Source organism: Pseudomonas sp. S2_B10, assembly GCF_054668425.1.
Genome location: NZ_CP162768.1, coordinates 3,308,270 through 3,328,404 on the forward strand (window position 1 = coordinate 3,308,270; position 20,135 = coordinate 3,328,404).

Annotated in this window: 18 protein-coding genes and 2 pseudogenes; 13 read left to right on the forward strand and 7 right to left on the reverse strand. The window is 60.2% G+C overall.

What is annotated here, in order from left to right:
• Positions 1–71: 71 nt before the first annotated feature.
• A pseudogene (locus AB4O45_RS14885) lies at positions 72–288 on the reverse strand (acetyl-CoA sensor PanZ family protein); the annotation flags it as partial.
• A 228-nt stretch (positions 289–516) separates the two neighbouring features.
• Between AB4O45_RS14885 and AB4O45_RS14890 the strand changes: the two are divergent.
• From AB4O45_RS14890 to AB4O45_RS14920, 7 genes are all read left to right on the forward strand, one after another.
• Positions 517–2,181, forward strand: a complete 1,665-nt coding sequence (locus tag AB4O45_RS14890; RefSeq protein WP_016772126.1) for an OFA family MFS transporter — start codon at positions 517–519, stop codon at positions 2,179–2,181.
• A 273-nt stretch (positions 2,182–2,454) separates the two neighbouring features.
• Entirely contained in the window at positions 2,455–3,048 is a 594-nt protein-coding gene (hisB, locus tag AB4O45_RS14895) for an imidazoleglycerol-phosphate dehydratase HisB (protein ID WP_016772125.1), read from the forward strand.
• On the forward strand, positions 3,048–3,686 hold the full coding sequence (gene hisH / locus AB4O45_RS14900) for an imidazole glycerol phosphate synthase subunit HisH (protein WP_056787225.1): 639 nt from the start codon (positions 3,048–3,050) through the stop codon (positions 3,684–3,686). The genes hisB and hisH overlap by 1 nt, the downstream gene beginning before the upstream one ends.
• The gene (locus AB4O45_RS14905; RefSeq protein ID WP_056787227.1) at positions 3,687–3,947 is read left to right on the forward strand and encodes a DUF2164 domain-containing protein; all 261 of its coding nucleotides are present in this window, start codon (positions 3,687–3,689) and stop codon (positions 3,945–3,947) included. It abuts the gene before it with no gap.
• 42 nt (positions 3,948–3,989) lie between these two features.
• Positions 3,990–4,727, forward strand: coding sequence for a 1-(5-phosphoribosyl)-5-[(5-phosphoribosylamino)methylideneamino]imidazole-4-carboxamide isomerase (hisA, locus tag AB4O45_RS14910; RefSeq protein ID WP_056787231.1), 738 nt, complete (start codon positions 3,990–3,992; stop codon positions 4,725–4,727).
• Positions 4,728–4,736: 9 nt separating this feature from the next.
• Positions 4,737–5,507: an imidazole glycerol phosphate synthase subunit HisF gene (gene hisF / locus AB4O45_RS14915; protein WP_007897430.1), complete on the forward strand. Its 771-nt coding sequence runs from the start codon at positions 4,737–4,739 to the stop codon at positions 5,505–5,507.
• 73 nt (positions 5,508–5,580) lie between these two features.
• Positions 5,581–6,336 (forward strand): substrate-binding periplasmic protein, encoded by a 756-nt coding sequence (locus tag AB4O45_RS14920; protein ID WP_256808503.1) that lies wholly within the window; start codon positions 5,581–5,583, stop codon positions 6,334–6,336.
• On the opposite strand, the gene AB4O45_RS14925 is transcribed toward AB4O45_RS14920, so the two are convergent.
• From AB4O45_RS14925 to gpmI, 5 genes and pseudogenes are all read right to left on the reverse strand, one after another.
• Positions 6,317–7,690, reverse strand: coding sequence for a Vps62-related protein (locus AB4O45_RS14925; protein WP_460094355.1), 1,374 nt, complete (start codon positions 7,688–7,690; stop codon positions 6,317–6,319). The two genes, AB4O45_RS14920 and AB4O45_RS14925, sit on opposite strands and share 20 nt — an antisense overlap.
• 115 nt (positions 7,691–7,805) lie before the next feature.
• Complete coding sequence (locus AB4O45_RS14930) at positions 7,806–8,582, reverse strand: divergent polysaccharide deacetylase family protein (RefSeq protein WP_460094354.1); 777 nt, start codon at positions 8,580–8,582, stop codon at positions 7,806–7,808.
• Positions 8,583–8,584: 2 nt separating this feature from the next.
• Positions 8,585–9,904: a S41 family peptidase gene (locus AB4O45_RS14935; RefSeq protein ID WP_423664265.1), complete on the reverse strand. Its 1,320-nt coding sequence runs from the start codon at positions 9,902–9,904 to the stop codon at positions 8,585–8,587.
• A 31-nt stretch (positions 9,905–9,935) separates the two neighbouring features.
• Positions 9,936–11,220 (reverse strand): annotated as a pseudogene (locus AB4O45_RS14940) (murein hydrolase activator EnvC family protein).
• A 254-nt stretch (positions 11,221–11,474) separates the two neighbouring features.
• Positions 11,475–13,004 carry a 2,3-bisphosphoglycerate-independent phosphoglycerate mutase gene (gene gpmI / locus AB4O45_RS14945; RefSeq protein WP_256808494.1) on the reverse strand — a complete coding sequence of 510 codons (1,530 nt, stop codon included), beginning with the start codon at positions 13,002–13,004 and terminating at the stop codon, positions 11,475–11,477.
• Between the two features lie 153 nt (positions 13,005–13,157).
• Here gpmI and AB4O45_RS14950 point away from each other — a divergent pair, with 153 nt between their 5' ends.
• The 3 genes from AB4O45_RS14950 to secB are packed head-to-tail and all read left to right on the forward strand — an operon-like array spanning position 13,158 to position 14,370.
• On the forward strand, positions 13,158–13,571 hold the full coding sequence (locus AB4O45_RS14950; protein WP_016772116.1) for a rhodanese-like domain-containing protein: 414 nt from the start codon (positions 13,158–13,160) through the stop codon (positions 13,569–13,571).
• Position 13,572: 1 nt separating this feature from the next.
• Positions 13,573–13,827 carry a glutaredoxin 3 gene (gene grxC, locus AB4O45_RS14955; RefSeq protein WP_016772115.1) on the forward strand — a complete coding sequence of 85 codons (255 nt, stop codon included), beginning with the start codon at positions 13,573–13,575 and terminating at the stop codon, positions 13,825–13,827.
• Positions 13,828–13,884: 57 nt separating this feature from the next.
• Positions 13,885–14,370, forward strand: a complete 486-nt coding sequence (gene secB / locus AB4O45_RS14960; RefSeq protein ID WP_016772114.1) for a protein-export chaperone SecB — start codon at positions 13,885–13,887, stop codon at positions 14,368–14,370.
• 96 nt (positions 14,371–14,466) lie between these two features.
• Here the strand turns inward: secB and AB4O45_RS14965 are convergent, their stop codons facing one another.
• A complete protein-coding gene (locus AB4O45_RS14965; protein WP_016772113.1) occupies positions 14,467–14,922 on the reverse strand; it encodes a tRNA (cytidine(34)-2'-O)-methyltransferase in 456 nt (151 codons plus the stop codon).
• Between AB4O45_RS14965 and AB4O45_RS14970 the strand changes: the two genes are divergently transcribed.
• From AB4O45_RS14970 to AB4O45_RS14980, 3 genes are all read left to right on the forward strand, one after another.
• Positions 14,921–15,361, forward strand: coding sequence for a hypothetical protein (locus tag AB4O45_RS14970; protein ID WP_056787242.1), 441 nt, complete (start codon positions 14,921–14,923; stop codon positions 15,359–15,361). The two genes, AB4O45_RS14965 and AB4O45_RS14970, sit on opposite strands and share 2 nt — an antisense overlap.
• 186 nt (positions 15,362–15,547) lie before the next feature.
• Positions 15,548–17,539 carry a leucine-rich repeat domain-containing protein gene (locus AB4O45_RS14975; protein ID WP_460160245.1) on the forward strand — a complete coding sequence of 664 codons (1,992 nt, stop codon included), beginning with the start codon at positions 15,548–15,550 and terminating at the stop codon, positions 17,537–17,539.
• Positions 17,540–17,658: 119 nt separating this feature from the next.
• Complete coding sequence (locus AB4O45_RS14980) at positions 17,659–20,124, forward strand: leucine-rich repeat domain-containing protein (protein ID WP_460160246.1); 2,466 nt, start codon at positions 17,659–17,661, stop codon at positions 20,122–20,124.
• Positions 20,125–20,135: the final 11 nt, after the last annotated feature.

The following is a 20,135-nucleotide window of genomic DNA, read 5'->3' on the forward strand; positions in this document are numbered from 1 at the left end:
TCCTTGTAGTTAGTCGAATTCGTCATTTGGCCGGGGAGTATAGCGCTGCCGGCACCCGGTTCGGTGTGGCGTCATCTGCCGAGGGTCGGCGGCGGCACCTGCAACTTCGCCACCGGGCCTGCGCTTGAGGATGCCCGGCGGGCGCCAGAGGGCGCAATCCGGCCCCGCTTGCGACGCCATTTTTTGCGCTTGGTTCACCAGTCGTTCAGCCCCGCCAAGGCGACGGGTAACTTTTCGCACGCATAAATGGGACAAGTAGCAAACGGCGTGGTGCCTTTGCAGACGCGGGGTTGGCGGCTTCCCGAGTCGTACGAGAACAGATGACTTGAAAAAAGGTGATATCAGTTTGGTTTTTCTGTCACCTGAGAATGGTAACCTTCGCCAGTTGGTCCGCCCGTCTGCGACTTAACGTCGCGCCTTCAAGGAGCTTCACCTAAAAAAACGGTCATGCCTGCGTGCATAAGGCCGAGGGTGAGCAGTGGCTGGCGAACCATACTAACAATTGGGGGATACACAATGAGCACGAGCATCACGGCGGACGGCCTCAAAGCCGACCAGCCTGCGTTCCTGTCCAAGGAACGCATCATCGCCAAGCCCGGTTTCAACCGTTGGCTGGTTCCACCGGCCGCTTTGGCCATTCACCTGTGCATCGGCATGGCCTACGGCTTCTCGGTGTTCTGGTTGCCGCTGTCCAAGGCGCTGGGCGTTACCGCGCCGGTGGCTTGCGCGCCGGACATGAGCTTCATCGCACAGGTATTTTCGTCGAACTGCGACTGGCCGATCTCCATGCTCGGCTGGATCTACACGCTGTTCTTCATCTTCCTCGGCTGCTCGGCAGCGATCTGGGGTGGCTGGCTGGAACACGCCGGGCCTCGTAAAGCGGGCGTGGTCTCGGCCTTGTGCTGGTGCGGCGGTCTGCTGATTTCCGCGCTGGGTATCTATACCCACCAGATCTGGCTGATGTGGATCGGCTCCGGCGTGATCGGCGGTATCGGTCTGGGCCTGGGCTATATCTCGCCGGTGTCGACCCTGATCAAGTGGTTCCCGGACAAGCGCGGCATGGCAACCGGCATGGCGATCATGGGCTTCGGTGGCGGCGCGATGGTCGGTGCACCGTTGGCGACTGCACTGATGAGCCACTTCGCATCGCCAGAAGGCGTGGGCGTATGGCAGAGCTTCGTGGCCATGGCGGCCATTTACTTCGTGTTCATGATCGGTGGCGCATTGTCCTACCGCGTGCCGCCAACCGGCTGGAAGCCTGAAGGCTGGACCGCTCCGGCGAAGAAAGCTTCCAACGCCATGATCACCAACCGTCACGTCCACGTGAATGTAGCCTGGAAAACTCCGCAATTCCGTCTGGTCTGGCTGGTGCTGTGCCTGAACGTGTCGGCGGGTATCGGTATCCTCGGCATGGCTTCGCCACTGTTGCAGGAAGTGTTCGGCGGCAAACTGCTGGGCGTCGATGTGCCGTTCGGTCAGCTCGACGCTGGCCAACTGGCCTCGATCGCGGCGATCGCAGCGGGCTTCACTGGTCTGCTGAGCCTGTTCAACATCGGTGGCCGCTTCTTCTGGGCCTCGTTCTCCGACTACCTGGGCCGCAAGAACACCTACTTCGTGTTCTTCGCGCTGGGTTTTGCCCTGTACGCGCTGATTCCGAACATGGGCCATCTGGGCAACGTTGCGCTGTTCGTGGCGGCGTTCTGCATCATCCTGTCGATGTACGGCGGTGGTTTTGCCACCGTTCCGGCGTATCTGGCCGACCTGTTCGGTACACAGATGGTCGGTGCGATCCACGGTCGTCTGCTGACTGCCTGGGCCGCTGCCGGTGTGCTCGGTCCGGTGCTGGTGAACTACCTGCGTGAATATCAGTTGAGCATCGGCGTGGAACGCGCTGCCGCTTACGACATCACCCTGTACATCCTCGCCGGCCTGCTGGTGCTGGGCTTCCTGTGCAATCTGATGGTGCGCCCGGTGGCCGACAAGTACTTCATGACCGACGCTGAACTGGCCGCCGAACAGGCGCTGGGCCACGACAAGGGTGCCGATGCCAGCACCGTTCTGGAGTGGAAAGCGGCGCCGGGCACCAAGCCTCTGGCGATCGCTGCCTGGCTGGTGGTGGGTATTCCGTTGGCGTGGGGTGTGTGGGTGACCCTGCAGAAGACGGCGGTACTGTTTCACTAAGGTGTTAGCTGAATAAACGCCGAACCTGTGGGAGCGAGCCTGCTCGCGAAGACGGAGCACCGGTCGACATCAATGTTGGCTGGCCTGCCGCATTCGCGAGCAGGCTCGCTCCCACATTTGTTTCTGGCATGCCTGTAATGGCTTGTATGGACATGTCTACCCGCGACAGCCGGGCGTTCTATCCGTCAGGCATCTCTCCTCTCGTGTTTCTGTTTGCGCCTCGCGTGCCTATAATGGCTGCCTTTTTCGCCCAATGATTTTGCGGAGCTGGTGATGGCCGAACGTAAGGCGTCTGTCGAGCGCGACACTCTGGAAACCCAGATCAAAGCCTCGATCAACCTTGATGGCACCGGAAAGGCCCGATTCGATATCGGTGTACCTTTTCTTGAGCACATGCTGGATCAGATCGCCCGTCACGGGTTGATCGACCTGGATATCGAATGCAAGGGCGATCTGCATATCGACGACCACCATACGGTGGAAGACGTCGGTATCACCCTCGGCCAGGCGTTCGCCAAAGCCATCGGCGACAAGAAAGGCATCCGTCGCTACGGCCATGCCTACGTGCCGCTCGATGAAGCGCTGTCGCGCGTGGTGATCGATTTCTCCGGTCGCCCGGGCCTGCAGATGCACGTGCCGTACACCCGCGCCACCGTCGGTGGTTTTGACGTTGACCTGTTCCAGGAATTCTTCCAGGGCTTCGTCAACCACGCGCTGGTCAGTGTGCACATCGACAACCTGCGCGGCACCAACACTCACCACCAGATCGAAACCGTGTTCAAGGCTTTCGGCCGCGCCCTGCGCATGGCCGTCGAGCTGGACGAACGCATGGCCGGGCAAATGCCGTCGACCAAAGGCGTTTTGTAATGCAGACGGTTGCAGTTATCGACTACGGCATGGGCAATCTGCACTCGGTGGCCAAGGCTCTTGAGCACGTCGGCGCCGGCAAGGTGCTGATTACCAGCGACGCGAACGTGATTCGAGAAGCCGACCGTGTGGTATTCCCGGGCGTTGGCGCGATTCGCGATTGCATGGCGGAGATCCGTCGCCTCGGCTTCGACTCGCTGGTCCGTGAGGTCAGCCAGGATCGGCCGTTCCTCGGCATCTGCGTCGGCATGCAAGCCTTGCTCGATACCAGCGAAGAGAACGCCGGCGTCGACTGCATCGGCCTGTTTCCGGGCGCGGTGAAATTCTTCGGCAAGGATCTGCACGAAGACGGCGAGCACCTCAAAGTCCCGCACATGGGCTGGAACGAGGTAAAGCAGAAGATCAGTCACCCGCTGTGGCACGACATCCCCGACCTGGCGCGTTTCTATTTCGTGCACAGCTACTACATCGCCGCCGCCAATGCGCGTCAGGTTGTAGGCAGCGGCCATTACGGTGTCGATTTCGCCGCAGCGCTGGCCGACGGTTCGCGTTTCGCCGTGCAGTTCCACCCGGAGAAAAGCCATACCCACGGCTTGCAACTGCTGCAGAACTTCGCTGCGTGGGACGGTCGCTGGTAAATGGCTGTCAAGAAATCCAGACCGCCGATCCTGACCCTCACTCCCGAGCAGGAGAGCGAGGCCAATCGCAAGATCCAGCGGTTCATGGAAGACCGTTTCGAACTGGACCTGGGTTCGTTCGAAGCGGCGGAAATTCTTGAGCTGTTTACCCGCGAGATTGCTCCGCACTATTACAACAGGGCGATTTTCGATGTGCAGACCCACCTCAAGGAACGGTTTGAAAGCATCGAAAGCGACCTGTGGGCGCTCGAGAAAAACTGATTCCCGAGCCAAGCTGAACATTCCAATTTTAAGGTTTGCCAGATGCTGATTATTCCCGCTATCGATCTCAAAGACGGTGCCTGCGTACGTCTGCGCCAGGGCCGCATGGAAGATTCCACGGTGTTCTCCGATGACCCGGTGAGCATGGCTGCCAAGTGGGTGGAGGGCGGTTGCCGCCGTCTGCATCTGGTCGACTTGAACGGCGCGTTCGAAGGCCAGCCGGTCAACGGCGAAGTGGTTACCGCAATCGCCAAGCGTTACCCGACCCTGCCGATCCAGATCGGTGGCGGCATTCGTTCGCTGGAAACCATCGAGCACTACGTCAAGGCGGGCGTGAGCTACGTGATCATCGGTACCAAAGCCGTAAAAGATCCGGCGTTCGTTGCTGAAGCCTGCCGTGCGTTTCCGGGCAAGATCATTGTCGGTCTGGATGCGAAAGACGGTTTCGTCGCCACCGACGGCTGGGCTGAGATCAGCACCGTGCAGGTCATTGACCTGGCCAAGCAGTTCGAAGCCGACGGCGTATCCTCGATCGTTTATACCGACATTGCCAAAGACGGCATGATGCAGGGCTGCAACGTACCGTTCACCGCCGCGCTGGCCGCTGCCACCAGGATTCCGGTGATCGCTTCCGGCGGCATCCATAACCTGGGTGACATCAAGTCGCTGCTCGACGCCAAGGCACCGGGCATCATCGGCGCGATTACCGGCCGGGCGATCTATGAGGGCACTCTCGATGTCGCCGAAGCGCAAGCTTTCTGCGATTCGTACCAAGGCTGAGGACTGACCATGGCGCTGGCCAAACGCATCATCCCTTGCCTGGACGTGGACAACGGCCGGGTCGTCAAAGGCGTGAAGTTCGAGAACATCCGCGACGCCGGTGACCCGGTGGAAATTGCTCGTCGCTACGACGAGCAGGGCGCCGACGAGATTACCTTTCTCGACATCACCGCCAGCGTCGATGGCCGTGACACCACGCTGCATACCGTCGAGCGCATGGCCAGCCAGGTATTCATCCCGCTGACCGTCGGCGGTGGCGTGCGTACCGTGCAAGACATCCGCAATCTGCTCAATGCCGGCGCGGACAAGGTGTCGATCAACACCGCCGCCGTGTTCAACCCCGAGTTCGTCGGCGAGGCCGCGCAGCATTTCGGCTCGCAGTGCATCGTCGTTGCCATCGACGCCAAGAAAGTTTCCGGTCCCGGCGAAACCCCGCGCTGGGAAATATTCACCCACGGCGGGCGCAAGCCGACCGGTCTCGACGCAGTCGAGTGGGCGAAGAAAATGGAAGGCCTCGGTGCCGGCGAGATCCTCCTGACCAGCATGGATCAGGACGGCATGAAAAACGGTTTCGACCTCGGCGTGACCCGCGCCATCAGCGACGCGCTGGGCATTCCGGTGATCGCTTCCGGTGGTGTCGGCAATCTGCAGCATCTGGCCGATGGCATTCTCGAAGGTCATGCCAGTGCGGTGCTGGCGGCGAGTATTTTCCACTTCGGCGAATACACCGTGCAGGAAGCCAAGGCCTACATGGCCCATCGCGGCATCGTCATGCGCTAAAGCGTACAGGCCAGTGGACAGCATGGCGCGCCCAAGGCACTCTTGGGCACGCCATGGATTCCGGTAGCCCGACATGATCAAACGCCTGCTTGTTGTTCTCGCCAGCGCCTCGTTGTTGTTCATCAGCAATGCCCGGGCCGAAACCAGTCCCGACACCGATCTGGTGCTGCTCACCGAGAACTTCCCGCCGTACAACATGGCGAAGAACGGCAAGAATTTTGCCCAGGGCGACAACATCAACGGCATTGCCACGGACATCGTTCGCGAGATGTTCCAGCGCGCCGGCCTCACTTACAGCCTGACCCTGCGTTTCCCCTGGGAGCGTGTCTACAAACTCGCCCTGGAGAATCCCGGCTACGGGGCCTTCGTCATGGCGCGCCTGCCCGATCGCGAAAGACTGTTCAAATGGGTCGGCCCAATCGGCCCGGACGACTGGATCCTGCTGGCCAAGGCTGACAGCAAGATCACCCTCGAAACCCTCAATGATGCGCGCAAATACAAGATCGGCGCCTACAAGGGCGATGCGATTGCCGAGACGCTCTCCAAGCAAGGCCTCAAACCGGTAGTAGTGCTGCGCGATCAGGACAACGCAAAAAAACTGCTCAATGGCCAGATCGATCTGTGGGCCACGGGTGATCCTGCCGGCCGTTATCTGGCGCGGCAGGATGGCGTGACCGGCCTGAAGACCGTGCTGCGCTTCAACAGCGCCGAGTTGTACCTGGCGCTGAACAAGGACGTCTCCGATGAGGTGGTCAACAAGCTACAGACCGCGCTGGATCAGTTGCGCAAGGAAGGCGTGGTCGATGAAATCATGGCGCGCTATCTGTAACGGCTGACTCGTCGGGCTCTGGCTGGGAGGCGCTGATTTCGCCCTCGGTCGCAGGCGCAAGCACAGTCTGATCTTCGACCGCCTCTGGCTCCGACGCGACGATGGTTGCAGGCTCGGTGGGTGCGTACTGGCTGATGTGAAGGCTATTGCCATCGGTGTAGATGAAACCATCCGTCACTGCCGTGCCGTCCGCGCGCACCAGTCTGTATTCGCTCTGGGCCAGGTAGGCGGCCACTGAGCGGTTTTTGTCCACCACCGCAACCACTTCGATGGTCGCAGTATTGAGCCATTCATTCGAATGCAGTTCGCATTGGGTGAAATCGTGGCCCAGCCGTGCGGAAAACATCAGCGCGCCGTGCTGTCGGGTTTGCCATTGCGCGCCGAATTCGATGCAAGTGGTTTGAGTGAAAGTACGCAAGCCGCCAGTACGCTGGGCGCGCTGCGCATTCCACCTGAATATCTGGCTGTCGTTGCCACTGTTGCGTGCGTGACCGACGAGGATGTAGCGATCCTTGCGTTCAAGCAGATAGAAGGGCGAGTGACGCCATTGCTCAGCGGCGGTGTAACGCGGATCGTTGACCGTGAACCAGGGGAGGCTGGCGGTGTAAGTCGCATCGTCCGTTGGCTCTACAGGTGTTGGCGTCTCGCCGCAGAGCACCGGTGGCGATGGGCGTGTAGACATCTGCAGGCCGATCTGCAAGCGCAAGCAGTAGACCGGGAAACTGGCCGGTCGGGTGTAGTCACTCAAGCTGAAAAAACTGCCCGATGCCAAGTAGACTTCGCCCGGCAAAGCGGCTGGAGGAACGGCGCTCCAGGTGCTGACGCGCTGTCGGGCCTTGCTGCCCTTGTCGTCCCAGATCAGATCGGTGGTATTCGACGCGATCACCAGGTCTTCGCGAACGCAGCGCACCGCGTTGAGCGAAGGTTTTTCATGATCGTTCGAGCACACCGACCCCAGCGCTACGTAGCCTGCGGGAGCTAGCGGTCGCCAGATCGACAGATCTCGTTTCGAGCCTGATCCGGAGTCCTTCCAGACCAGCTCGTAATCATCGGGACGTCGCAGTGCCCTGCCTTTGGTGGGGTCAGTGCTGGCAATGTCTGCCTCACAAACAACCGCGACCACGCGTTCGCCGTTGATGTTGCCAACGCCTCTGGTGACGAAGTCGCCCAAGGGGAAATAACCGGGCAGCGCGTCGGGAGCCGGAGTCGGGCGCCAGAACGACGCGGGTCTGGCCGACAAACCGTTGGTATCCCAGATGCGCAGAAATTCTGTTGTGAAGTTGATCAGCAGGTTATCGATGCGGATCGGTTCAGTCCGCCCAACGGGCGGGATAATCGGGGCGTTGTTTGTCATGGGCACTCCTGATAGTTGCAAGCGACTCAAAGGAGTCGCGACCTGTTGCAGGTCTCACTATCCGGAAGGGGGAGGGGCGTTCGGTGGTAACTATGTATTGCAACGTGACCGGGTGTTACCGGTAAACGCCATCCTTGCCATGGCCAGCCATGGCGCGGTTGCTGCGCACGCTGATCATCTGCTTGATATCGATCCAGTCGATGCCCTGCGCTTTGAGCTTGGGTAATTCGCGCTCGAGCACCGCCAGGGTCTGCGGATACGGATGGCCGATCATCACCGCTGAACCCTGTTTGTGCGCCAGGGCGATCGCGGTCTGCAACTGAGTGGCAATGGCCGCTTCGGTGCGCTCATCATCAAGAAACACATCACGGGAAACGCTGGCCAGGTCGATCTTCTGCGCCTGCTGCGCAGCGACCGTTTGAGCGCTGGTGCGGCTGTCGACGAAGAACTTGTGCCGACGCTGCAATTCGCCCATCAACCACGCCATCGCCACAGGCTGCGCGGTCATGCGGCTGCCCATGTGATTGTTGATGCCGGCGGTGAACGGGACTTTTTCGAACGCAGCATTCAGGCGTTTCTGCAGTTCTTCGAGGGGCAGTTCGGGGTGCCAGGCGTACGGCCCGGTGGCCGGGTCCATGGGCATGTGCAGGATGACGATCTTGCCGGCGCGATGGGCTTCGCGGGCAAATTCGGTGGCGTGGGGGGTATCGGGCATGATCGCCGCCGTGACCGGGCCGGGCAGGGCGAGCACGCGACGATCCCGGGGCAGGTTCTGCCCCAGGTCATCGATGATCAGTGTCAGGTAGGCCTTGTGCGGCGAGGAACTGGCGGGCTCTGCTTGGGCAAGACCCGCCAGACAGCACAACAGAACGCAGAGGGAACGCAACAACATCCTCAGCGGCCGGACGTGATGCTCAGGCCTTTGAGCAGGCTCAGGGCCTGGGCCAACTGGTAATCGTCATCCTGCGGCATCGCTTTGGCCTTGCCGCCGGAGCCGCTCGGTTTGTCGGCGCCGCCGTTGCCGTTGCCCAAGTGACCTTGCAGATCGGCTTCCTTGAAGTATTCGCTGTCGGCTTCGTTGGTGATCTTCGCGCGGCGCACTTCGATGTCCGGCACGATGCCCTGAGCCTGGATCGAGCGGCCGTTCGGCGTGAAGTACAGCGCGGTGGTGATCTTCAGCGCGCGGTCGTTGTTCAGCGGCAGCACGGTCTGCACCGAGCCCTTGCCGAAACTGGTGGTGCCCATGACCACGGCACGCTTCTGGTCCTGCAGGGCGCCGGCGACGATTTCCGAAGCCGAGGCACTGCCACCGTTGATCAGCACGACCATCGGTACCGCTTCGCTTTCATCCTTGCCGGTGGCGGAGAAGCGCAGCTCGGAATTGGCGATGCGGCCCTTGGTGTAGACGATCAGGCCTTTGGTGATGAAGTGGTCGACCACTTCCACCGCCGATTGCAGCACACCACCCGGGTTGTTGCGCAGGTCGAGGATGATGCCGTTGAGCTTCTTGCCGTTGTCCTTGCGCAGTTTGGCCAGAGCCTTGGAGACTTCTTCGCCGGTCTTGACCTGGAACTGGGTGATGCGGATATAGCCGTAGCCCGATTCCAGCAGCTGCGCCTTGACGCTCTTGACCTGAATTACTGCACGGGCCAGGGTCACGTCGAACGGCGTGCCGCCATCGCGAACCAGGGTCAGGGTGATTTTCTGGCCGATCTTGCCGCGCATCTTGTCGACGGCTTCGGTCATGGTCTGGCCACGGGTTGGCTGGCCGTTGATCTTGACGATGAAGTCACCCGCCTGGATGCCCGCCTTCGACGCTGGCGTGTCATCAATCGGCGAGACAACCTTGATGAAGCCGTCCTCGGCGCCGACTTCGATGCCCAGACCGCCGAATTCACCGCTGGTGCTTTCCTGCAGCTCGGTGAAATCTTCCGGGCCAAGGTAGGCCGAATGCGGATCGAGGTTGCTGAGCATGCCCTTGATCGCGTTTTCCAACAGGGTCTTGTCGTCTACAGGCTCGACATAGGCGGCTTTGATCCGGTCCATGACCTCGGCGAAGGTGCGCAGCTCTTCCAGTGGCAACGGCGCCTTGGCGGTCGCGGCAGTGCCTGTCGGAGCGACGGTCGGGGCCGGTTGCGCGGCGAACGCCAGAGGCGCGCCGATCACCAGGGCGATCGTCAGGGCCAGCGAGGTAAGGCGGGACAAATGCAGCATGTCGAACGAACTCCTGAATTAGGTGGTGCGCTTATCCTTGCGCACGACACCATTGCGCCGGATCACTCGGGTGACCCTGCTGACGAATTGCGAAATACAGCGCTGGCGTGTCCTGACCGCCACTGTTACCGACAGTGGAAATCGACTCGCCCGCCTTGACCACATCACCCGCCGACTTGAGCAGCGTCTGGTTGTGGCCGTAAAGACTCAGAAAACCGTTGCCGTGATCAAGAATCACCAGCAAACCGGCACCGCGCAGCCAATCGGCGAACACCACGCGCCCGCCGTGTACGGCGTGCACCTGGCTGCCGGCGGAGGCGCTGATCATCACGCCATCCCACTTGGTGCGGGCGTCGTCGCCACGGCTTTCACCGAAGCGTGCGAGTAATCGACCATCAACCGGCCACGGAAGTTTTCCCCGGGTTGCAGCAAATGGCCCGCCAAACGTTTCGCCGCTGCTCGATACCAGCGCGCCGGGGCTTGATCTGGCGGATTTTCGTGGGGCGTCGCTGTTTTCAGCCTGCGCCTCACGCAAACGCTTTTTTTCCGCTTCCTGCTGGGCGATCAGCGCTTTCTGCCGCGCCTCTTCTGCCTCACGAGCCTGTCGGGCCAGGGTTTCTTCAATGGTTTTAAGGACTTTAGACAGGTCTGCCTGATCCTGCTCGCGGGCGGCGAGTTTCTGATCGCGGGCCTTGACGTCGTCATTGAGTCTGGCGAGAACCTGCTGGCGCTCCTTGCGGACTTTCTCGAGTGCTTCGCGCTGCGTGTCCAGGTCGCTTTTCTGCACCAGCAACTGCGCTTGCTGCAGACCGATGTCTTTTTCGACATTGGCCAGTTGGCGCAGGGTTTCATTGAAGTTCTTCAACTGCTCCAGGCGTGCCTGGCTCAGGTAGTCGTAATAGGTGAGGGTGCGGGCGAATTTCTCGGGATTCTGCTGGTTGAGCAGCAGCTTGAGGTATTCCTGGCGGCCGTTCTGGTACGCCGCTCGGGCCTGAATGGCGATCAGTCGCTGCTGTTCAGTGCGCGCGCTCTGGAGTTTTTTTCTCTGCATCGAGCCGCTGCAGCTCGGATTCGCTTTTCTGCAGTTCTTTCTGCAGCGCGTCGACCTGCTTCTGCAGCTTGCCCATCTCGGTTTCAGTGCCCTTGAGCTCTTTCTGCACGCCGGACTTTTCTTCCTGCAGCTTGCCCAAGAGTTTTTTCAGCTCGGCGATATCCTGACGCGTGGCCTCCAACTGCTGTTGGGTTTGCGCGCGCTCGTCGGCGAAGGCCGGCTGGAGCAGACAGGTCAGAGCAAGGGCGATCAGGACGCGAAGCATAGGGGCGGGCGGCACCAGGGTAAGGGACGGCCTAGTATGCCCGCCCGAGGCTGCAAAAAAAACGCCCAATTGGGGCTGTGTGATAACTGGCTGGAGATACAGCTGAAAATAATCTTCGAAACCAGCACAAACCACTGTGGGAGCTGGCTTGCCAGCGATGGCGGCTGCACATTCAACATAAATGCTGGCTGTCAGCTTGCTATCGCTGGCAAGCCAGCTCCCACAGGGTTTTTGCGGTGTTTTCCGGATTCGGCTCAGACCAGAATCGAAGTCCCGGTCATCTCCGCCGGTTTTTCCAGACCCAGCAGCATCAGCATGGTCGGCGCTACGTCCGCCAGCACGCCGCCTTCGCGCACTTTCAGGTCGCGTTTGCCGACGTAGATGAACGGCACCGGCTCGGTGGTGTGCGCGGTGTGCGCCTGACCGGTGGATTCATCGGCCATTTGCTCGACGTTGCCGTGGTCGGCGGTGATCAGTGCTTCGCCGCCGACCTTTTCCAGCGCTTCAACGATGCGACCGACGCAGGTGTCCAGGCACTCGACCGCTTTTACCGCCGCATCGAACACACCGCTGTGGCCGACCATATCGCCGTTGGCGTAGTTGACCACGATCACGTCGTAACGCTGGTTTTCGATCGCGTCGACGATACGGTCGGTGACTTCCGGCGCGCTCATTTCCGGCTGCAAGTCATAAGTAGCGACTTTCGGCGACGGGATCAGGATGCGCTCTTCGCCCGGGAACGGTTCTTCACGACCGCCGGAGAAGAAGAAGGTCACGTGAGCGTATTTTTCGGTTTCAGCAATGCGCAGCTGGGTCTTGCCGTTTTTCGCCAGATAATCACCGAGAACGTTTTCCAGGCTGCCGGCGGCGAAGGCCGACGGTGCCGGAATACTTGCGGCGTACTGGGTAAGCATGACGAAACCGGCCAGTTTCGGCTGACGGGCGCGCGCGAATTCCTTGAAATCGTCTTCGACGAACACCCGGGTCAGCTCGCGGGCGCGGTCGGCACGGAAGTTCATGAACACCACTGCGTCGCCGTCTTCAACTTTCACCGGCTCACCGATGGAGGTGGCTTTGACGAATTCGTCGCTTTCGCCACGGGCGTAGGCAGCTTCAAGACCTTCCTGAGCGGTGGCGGCGTTGAATTCGCCATTGCCGTCGACGATCAGGTTATAGGCCTGGGCGACGCGATCCCAACGGTTGTCACGGTCCATGGCGAAATAGCGGCCGATGATGCTGGCGATCCGGCCTTTGCCCAATGCCTGGAAAGTCGCGTCGAGCAGTTCGATCGACGAAGCGGCGCTTTTCGGCGGCGTGTCGCGGCCATCGAGGAAGGCGTGCAGATAGATTTTTTCGGCGCCGCGCTTGAAGGCCAGCTCGGCCATGGCGATCAGGTGATCCTGATGGCTGTGCACGCCGCCATCGGACAGCAGGCCCATGAAGTGCACGGCTTTGCCGGCGGCCACGGCTTTATCCACAGCGGCGCAGATGGTCGGATTGTCGAAGAATTCGCCGTCGCGGATCGCTTTGGTCACACGGGTGAAGTCCTGATACACCACGCGCCCGGCGCCGAGGTTCATGTGGCCGACTTCGGAGTTGCCCATCTGGCCGTCCGGCAGACCGACGTCCATGCCGCTGCCCGAGATCAGGCCGTTCGGCACGGTGGCCCACAGACGATCCAGCACGGGTTTCTTTGCCGCGAACACAGCATTGGATTCGGGGCTGTCGCTGTGACCGAAGCCGTCGAGAATCATCAGGACCAAAGGTTTGGGCGTAGTCGTCATGGAATCCACTCGTGGCTGATAAAGAAGAGGGCGATGGAAAACGGAGTTGGAGTTTAAAGCGAAGTTCCGACCGCGTCACCGCCGGACGGGGTTTGGCCGACCATAGTGGCTGTGTATACTGGCCGACATTTTAACGCCCTGGAACCTCCTTCGATGGTTGCTCACCTGATTGAATTTGCCACTAACCACTACATTCTTGTCGGTATCTTCGTCGTACTTCTGGCTCTGTTGCTGGCGCACACGATGCAGGGCGGCGGCAAAAGCCTGAGCACCGGCGAGCTGACCGCACTGGTCAATAAAGATGCAGGCGTGGTGGTGGACATCCGTCCGGCCAAGGATTACGCCGCTGGCCACATCGTCGGCGCGGTGAACATCCCGCAAGACAAACTGGCCGCCCGCGTCGGGGAGCTGGAAAAACACAAGGCCAAGACCATCATTCTGGTCGACGCCCTCGGTCAGACCGCCGGCACCCACGCCCGCGAGCTGATGAAGTCCGGCTTCACCGCCGCCAAGCTGTCCGGCGGGATTTCCAGCTGGAAAGGCGACAACCTGCCGCTGGTGAAATGACATGAGTGAAGTCATCGTCTATTCCAGCGATTACTGCCCTTACTGCTCGCGCGCCAAGCATCTGCTCGCCAGCAAAGGCGTGGCCTTCGAAGAGATCAAGGTCGATGGCAAGCCGCAGCTGCGTGCCGAAATGACCAAAAAGGCCGGGCGCACGTCCGTGCCGCAGATCTGGATCGGCGCAAAGCACATCGGCGGTTGCGATGATTTATACGCCCTGGAGCGCGCCGGCAAACTCGACGCGCTGCTCAAGGGCTGAACGGCTGCACCCACGTACAGCACTCCCTAAAAGACCCAAGATCGATAAGGATCTGAGATGACTGACCAACAGAACACTGCAGCCAGCGAAGAAGAAACCGCACCGCAATTCTCCTTGCAGCGCATCTACGTACGCGACCTGTCCTTCGAAGCCCCGAAAAGCCCGGCGATCTTCCGCCAGCAGTGGGATCCGGCGGTCGGTCTGGATCTGAACACCCGCCAGAAAGCGCTGGAAGGCGATTTCTACGAAGTGGTGCTGACCCTTTCCGTTACCGTGAAAAACGGCGAAGAAGTGGCCTTCATCGCTGAAGTGCAACAGGCCGGTATCTTCCTGATCAAGAATCTGGACGCGGCTTCGATGAGCCACACCCTCGGTGCATTCTGCCCGAACATCCTGTTCCCGTACGCCCGCGAAACCCTGGACAGCCTGGTCACCCGCGGTTCGTTCCCGGCGCTGATGCTGGCCCCGGTGAACTTCGACGCCCTGTACGCGCAAGAGCTGCAGCGCATGCAGGAAAGCGGCGAGACCCCGACCGTTCAATAAAGGCTCGGATACGCATCGCGGGCAAGCCCGCTCCCACAGGTTTTGCACATTCCTGTGGGAGCGGGCTTGCCCGCGATTGTTTTGGTCAGGCGAAAACTATTTGAAGTCGTTCTGCCGCCACGCTTCGTACACGGCGACCGCCACGGTGTTGGACAGGTTCAGGCTGCGGCAGCCTTCGCGCATCGGCAGGCGCAGACGCTGTTCGGCGGGCAGGGCGTCGAGCACGTCCGCCGGCAGGCCACGACTTTCCGGGCCGAACAGAAACGCGTCGCCGGGCACGAACGCGGCATCATGGAACGGCCGCGAGCCCTTGGTGGTGAAGGCGAACACGCGCGGGTTACCCAGACTTTCCAGACAGCTGGCCAGGTCAGCGTGACGCTGCAACGTGGCATATTCGTGGTAGTCGAGACCGGCACGGCGCAGGCGCTTGTCGTCCATCTCGAAACCCAGTGGTTCGATCAAATGCAGGTGGCAGCCACTGTTGGCGCACAGCCTGATAACGTTGCCGGTGTTCGGCGGAATTTCTGGTTGAAAAAGGATGACGTGAAACATGCACGGCTCCGAAGGTAAAGATGAGCGGCATTCTACGCCGCCTGTGGACAACCGTTCGAAACTATTCCCGCGAGTCATCGGCTCGCTGGCGATTGTCGGCTTGATGATCGGCTTGATGATTGGCCGTCTGACCACGCCCGATCCAAGCGTGCTGGAGCGTGTCGAGGTCACCGATGGCGGCCTGGTGGTGTGGTTCAACAACGAGCCGAAACTGCACGGCGAGATTATCGATGGCACCGTCGCGCTGCTGTTTCAGGCCGAAGGTCGACCGCAGAAGGGCCAGCTCAGGCTCAACGGCAAGGACGTCAACTGGCGCACGCGCAAAAGCGATGGAGGGTTATTGCTGACGGTGCTGGCAGCGCGCCCGTTGCAGGGCGACTGGGTTGGCAGCGAGGTCGATGATCGTTGGCGGCTGGAGATCCGCTTGAGCGAGCCCTAGGGGCAAGTCCTCATCACTGGGCGCGCTCCGACACTGTTTGAGGTCGTTTCCCACTGCGGCCGTCTCCCTTTCCCATCTCCGTCCGATGCTCGTCCACGCTATCGTTTGCCCCTTCAAACGGCAGGATGCCGAAACCCGTTGTCCCCTTGCTCGACAGCATGGGGCGTCTTTTTCAAGGATGAAAACATGCCAGTAAAACCCCCTCGCGGTGGCGGTACCCACGTGGACGTTCCGGGCAGCCTGCATCGGGCTGCGGACGCCGACATTTCGCTCCACGGCCACCCGGGTCGCATAGGCGTCGATGTGAATTTTGCTCAGCACCATTTGCTGCCGCGCGCCGAATCATCCAGTGATGCGACCCTGGGTGCCATACCTCCTGCCGCGGCCGTTGTGGTGCGCGCACTCGCAGAAGGTATTCGCCCTCCCACCACCCAGCCTTCGCTGGACAATTACGTCACCAACGCCCGAGCGATACTTCCACAGGTCAACAGTGAGGGTTTGCGGGTGATCAGTCGGCGAACCTACGCAGACCTGGTCAACGGCGACCTGGTGCCTGTCGCAGTGGATCCTGCGACGGGTCTGTATCGAGCCCGGCGGCCAAGCGAGTTGCTCCCATCCGGCCCGGTGATGCTGCGCGATGTGGACAGCGGACTTTGGTATGCGCGTGAAGTCGTGGAACCAACTACCCGGGAGCAGATCCGCAAGTACCTGCCCGACACGACCGACGAGGACGCGGATGCCTTCATCGCCCGGTTCGATGACAAGGACGTGGCAGAGCTTGAGCTCAAGCATATTCAGCTTGGGCTGGCGCAATTGGACTCGACGCGTTTTGACCTGCCGATCAGTCGAGGTCGCATTTCATCGGACAAGGAGTTACATGAGGCGCGGAATATATGGGCGACGTTTCGCCAGTTGTACCGATGGCAAGGTCAGCCCGAACAGCGCGTCTACCGTGACGGGCGGCATGTGGGCTTCAAGCTGGAAATCGATCTGACGATATGGCCAGTTCAAAAACCGCTTTCCTTGAAATTCAGCTCAGTGGTTTCTCTGACTTTAAGAGGCCGTGGCCGGCTGGACCCGGACGTGTTTTGCGCACAGTTTCCCAATCTTGAAAGTCTGACCATTACCAGTCAGGCAATCGAAGTGGAAGGGCGGTTTCAAGGCTGGAACGTGATCGAACGGGCTTATTCGAAATTCAGGCTGGATTCGCGCTTTGCCGAGCAATTGAAAAGATTCCCGCGTTTGCAAAGGCTGCACCTGCAGGACTGTGAATTGACGTCTGACTTTTCCGTACGAGGCCTTGCCAGGCTAAACGAGCTATGGCTTTGCAACACCTTCGAGGCCCCGGTGAACAGCCTGGACATGCAGATGCGGCATCAGGAGCAAGTCACCTTTTTGCACGTGGCAGCTGATATCAGAGGGATGACTGAACTGCGGGTGCTGGATCTGAGCCGCACCGGAATACACCTGCTGCCTTCCGGACTTGATGCCATCGACGTGGCGTCGACGCTGGAAGTGTTGAGACTGGGGGGCAATCCGCTTTCGACCAGCCCCTCACTCGAACACATGACCGCACTGCAGGAGCTGGATCTTTCCAATACACGATTGCAAAGATTTCCCGAGGGCATTACCGACAGGATTCCCGCAAGAGAACTTAATCTTGCGGACAATCACATCAGGTCGATCCCCGAGTCCGTGGAGCTCAGAGCGGGCTTCAATCTCATCGGCAATCCGATAATGGACCCGGCCTCTTTACGGCGGTTGATACGAGCACGTGTAGAGACAGGCACCGATATCTGGCTTGGGCAGGAAAGCAGCGATGTAACTGCCGATCTCTGGCTACGCAATGTGCCACAGGAACAGATAGCGGAAAAACAAGCGCTGTGGGACAGGCATAACGCCGCAATGCCACTGGCAGTGACCGGCATTCTTCGTCGACTTAGTCGAACGCCCGAGTTTCACGTGGAGCGCCCGCTTCTGCAGCGGCGCGTGTGGTGGTTTCTGGAAATGTATGACAGCGCCGAAGTCAACGAGCGGGCCAGGCTCGACGTCATTCTTTATACGGAAACGAGTCCCGGGAGAATGCTGGACAGGCTGGAGAATGAAATCCGCAGCTATGACGGAGGACGACAGAGTCAGCCGCTGCATCCTTTGCCCAAGCGGCCCAGGTTCGAGTAACTCGCAGGAGTACGCAGTGCCGATGCAAAAGCGGCAAACCTCGACCCGTCTGTAACAGCAATGCCACCCCCCCATCGTCTCTGGGATAAATGCCAGGGACGACTTTCAAGGATGAAAACATGCCAGTAAAACCACCCCGCAGTGGCAGCACCCGCGTGGACACGGATGTTCACCCGGCCATGACCCGACGTCTGGACAAGGATTTCGCACTGGTGCGCACTCCCGATCTCAATGGCACCGCCCCCTGGGTTCGTGGCGATGATCCGAAGCTGCGGGGCAGCTTGCCGGGCGATGTTGTCGGCGCGGACAGGACCTTGCCGACGCCGATGGTCGAGGTTCGCCCTGCGCCGCACACCAATCCAAGTCCTCCCGTCATCGCCAGGTCGCTGGACAGTTACGCAATGCGATCACCGGCCGGACTGCCGGCAGCTGACGGTGACGGCTTCAGGCTGTACAAAAAACGTCAGTATGTGGATGTGTCTGGCGGCGGCATCGTTCTGGTAGGGGTGGATCCGGACAGCGGATTTTATCGCGCTCGACTCCCCAGCGAGTTGCTGCCCACCGGTCCATGGATGTTGCGGGATAGCCGCAGCGGCCTCTGGCATCCGCACAACGACTTCAACGCACGCACCGATCCTCTGACCGCTGCGGGTTTGCAGGGATTTCGCAGCGGGCTGGATCTCAGCGGCGTCGCCCCCGGCAGCGACGGCGTGGTACGTCACGCTGGCAAGCTCTACGTGGTCATTGATCAACAGGCGTATCAGGTTTTGCAGGATCTTGCTGCGTCTCGCCCGGAATACAAGGTCTGGCGTCTGGTTGATCCCAGTCATCCCGGCGCCACCGACAGCGCAAACATTTATCGCGCCAGCCTCGGCGGTGAGACGCTGGCCATTACCCGGAACGAGCGCAATACCTGGGTTTCCATCCTTCCTGGTTTACGCGGGGGCATGCAGCGCAATGAGGCTGCAGGTGCCAATCCGTTCAACTTTCATCGCCCCTGGCTCACTGACTCCGGCCCTTCACGGGGGCAAGCGGTGGTCGCAGACGTGACCACGCGGGCGCAGGTAAAACGCTATTTCGCCGACTCCACCGATCAGCATGCCGATGATTTCATTGCCCGATTTACTGAGGCAGGTGCGGCTGAGGTGGAGCTCAAACGGCTACAGCTTGAGTTTCCTCAACTCAACCGTGAGGTCACTGCGTGGGAGACTGCCTACAGGGGTGACAGCAGTGCCGAGCGCATTCGGCGACTGGCAATAGGTGCCAGCGTGCGTCGATTGTTCAAGTGGCAGGGCGACAGTTCGGAAAAAGTCTACCGGGATGGCCGGCTGATCGGCTTCAGGTTGAAACTGGATTTGGGCGCGCGGGGGAATTTCGCCCTTCCGGTTTTTTCGATTCGACTCGGATCTGTTGTGTCTCTTGGCCTGGAGGGACGCACCTCTAGGAATCTGGGAGATCTGTTGTCGATGTTCCCGCGCATGGACACCTTGCAAACACGCAGAATCGACGGCCAGAAATTGCTTGCCCAACTCGACAAGCTCCCACAGTTGAGAGTCCTGGAAATTCGTGAAAGCAGTCTGTTGCTGTCGTCGACAGGCCTCGACCACTTCGCCACATTGACCGGGCTGGAAGAGTTGAGCCTGATCAACTGTGGTATCTGGCCCGATCTTTCAGTGCGAGGGATGACCGGGTTACGGGTATTGCGCGCACGTTCCTGTGGCTTGCTCCGTCTGCCTTTCGGATTGGATGAGGTGGCCGTGGCGTCACGGTTGCAGGTGCTTGATCTGTACCACAATCCCGAACTGCGACATCCGCCTGATGTGACCCAGATGTCCGAATTGCGAGTATTGGATCTGTCCCATACCCGCATATCCGCGCCGCCACCCGGGCTTGGCATGCAGAGCGGTCCTTCGCGACTCCAGGTCTTGAATTTATCCAGCACCCCACTCGCTGTGGCGCCGTCGCTCAGCGCAATGTCGGCATTGCTGGAGGTTGACCTGAGCCATACCGCGATAAAAACTTTCCCGGACGGCGTGAACTCCGAGGTTCCCCGAGCACGTCTGGATCTGAGTTATACCCGGATCGAATCAATCCCCGAAGCTGTTGAACTCAGGGAAGGTTTCAACCTTACCGGCACGTTGATTTCCGATCCTGTCTACTTTCGGCGGTTGATTGCTGCACGTCGGCAAACAGGTACGGACATCTGGTTGGGACGAGCTTCGAGCCATCTGGTCATAGACCACTGGATGCACAATGTTCCACAGGCGCAACGCGCCGCCCGGATTTCCCTCTGGGACTCGTTAATCGATCAGACGAATGTTGCCATGATGGGCAAAATCAGAGAGCTGGTCCGCACGCCTGAGTTTCAGGTTGAGCGGCCGCTTCTGCAGCGTCGGGTCTGGGCGTTTCTGGAACATTTCCAAAAGGCGAGTCTTGGTGAGCAAGACGCTTTGCGGGACATCGCGATAACGGAGTCCAGTCCCGGAAAAATGCTGGAAAGGCTCGAAGAGGAAATGACGAAGTTCGACTCAACCTGGCAGCACCAGCCCCCGCATCATTTGCCCAAGCGGCCGCGGCTTGCATAGGGGGGTGCAAA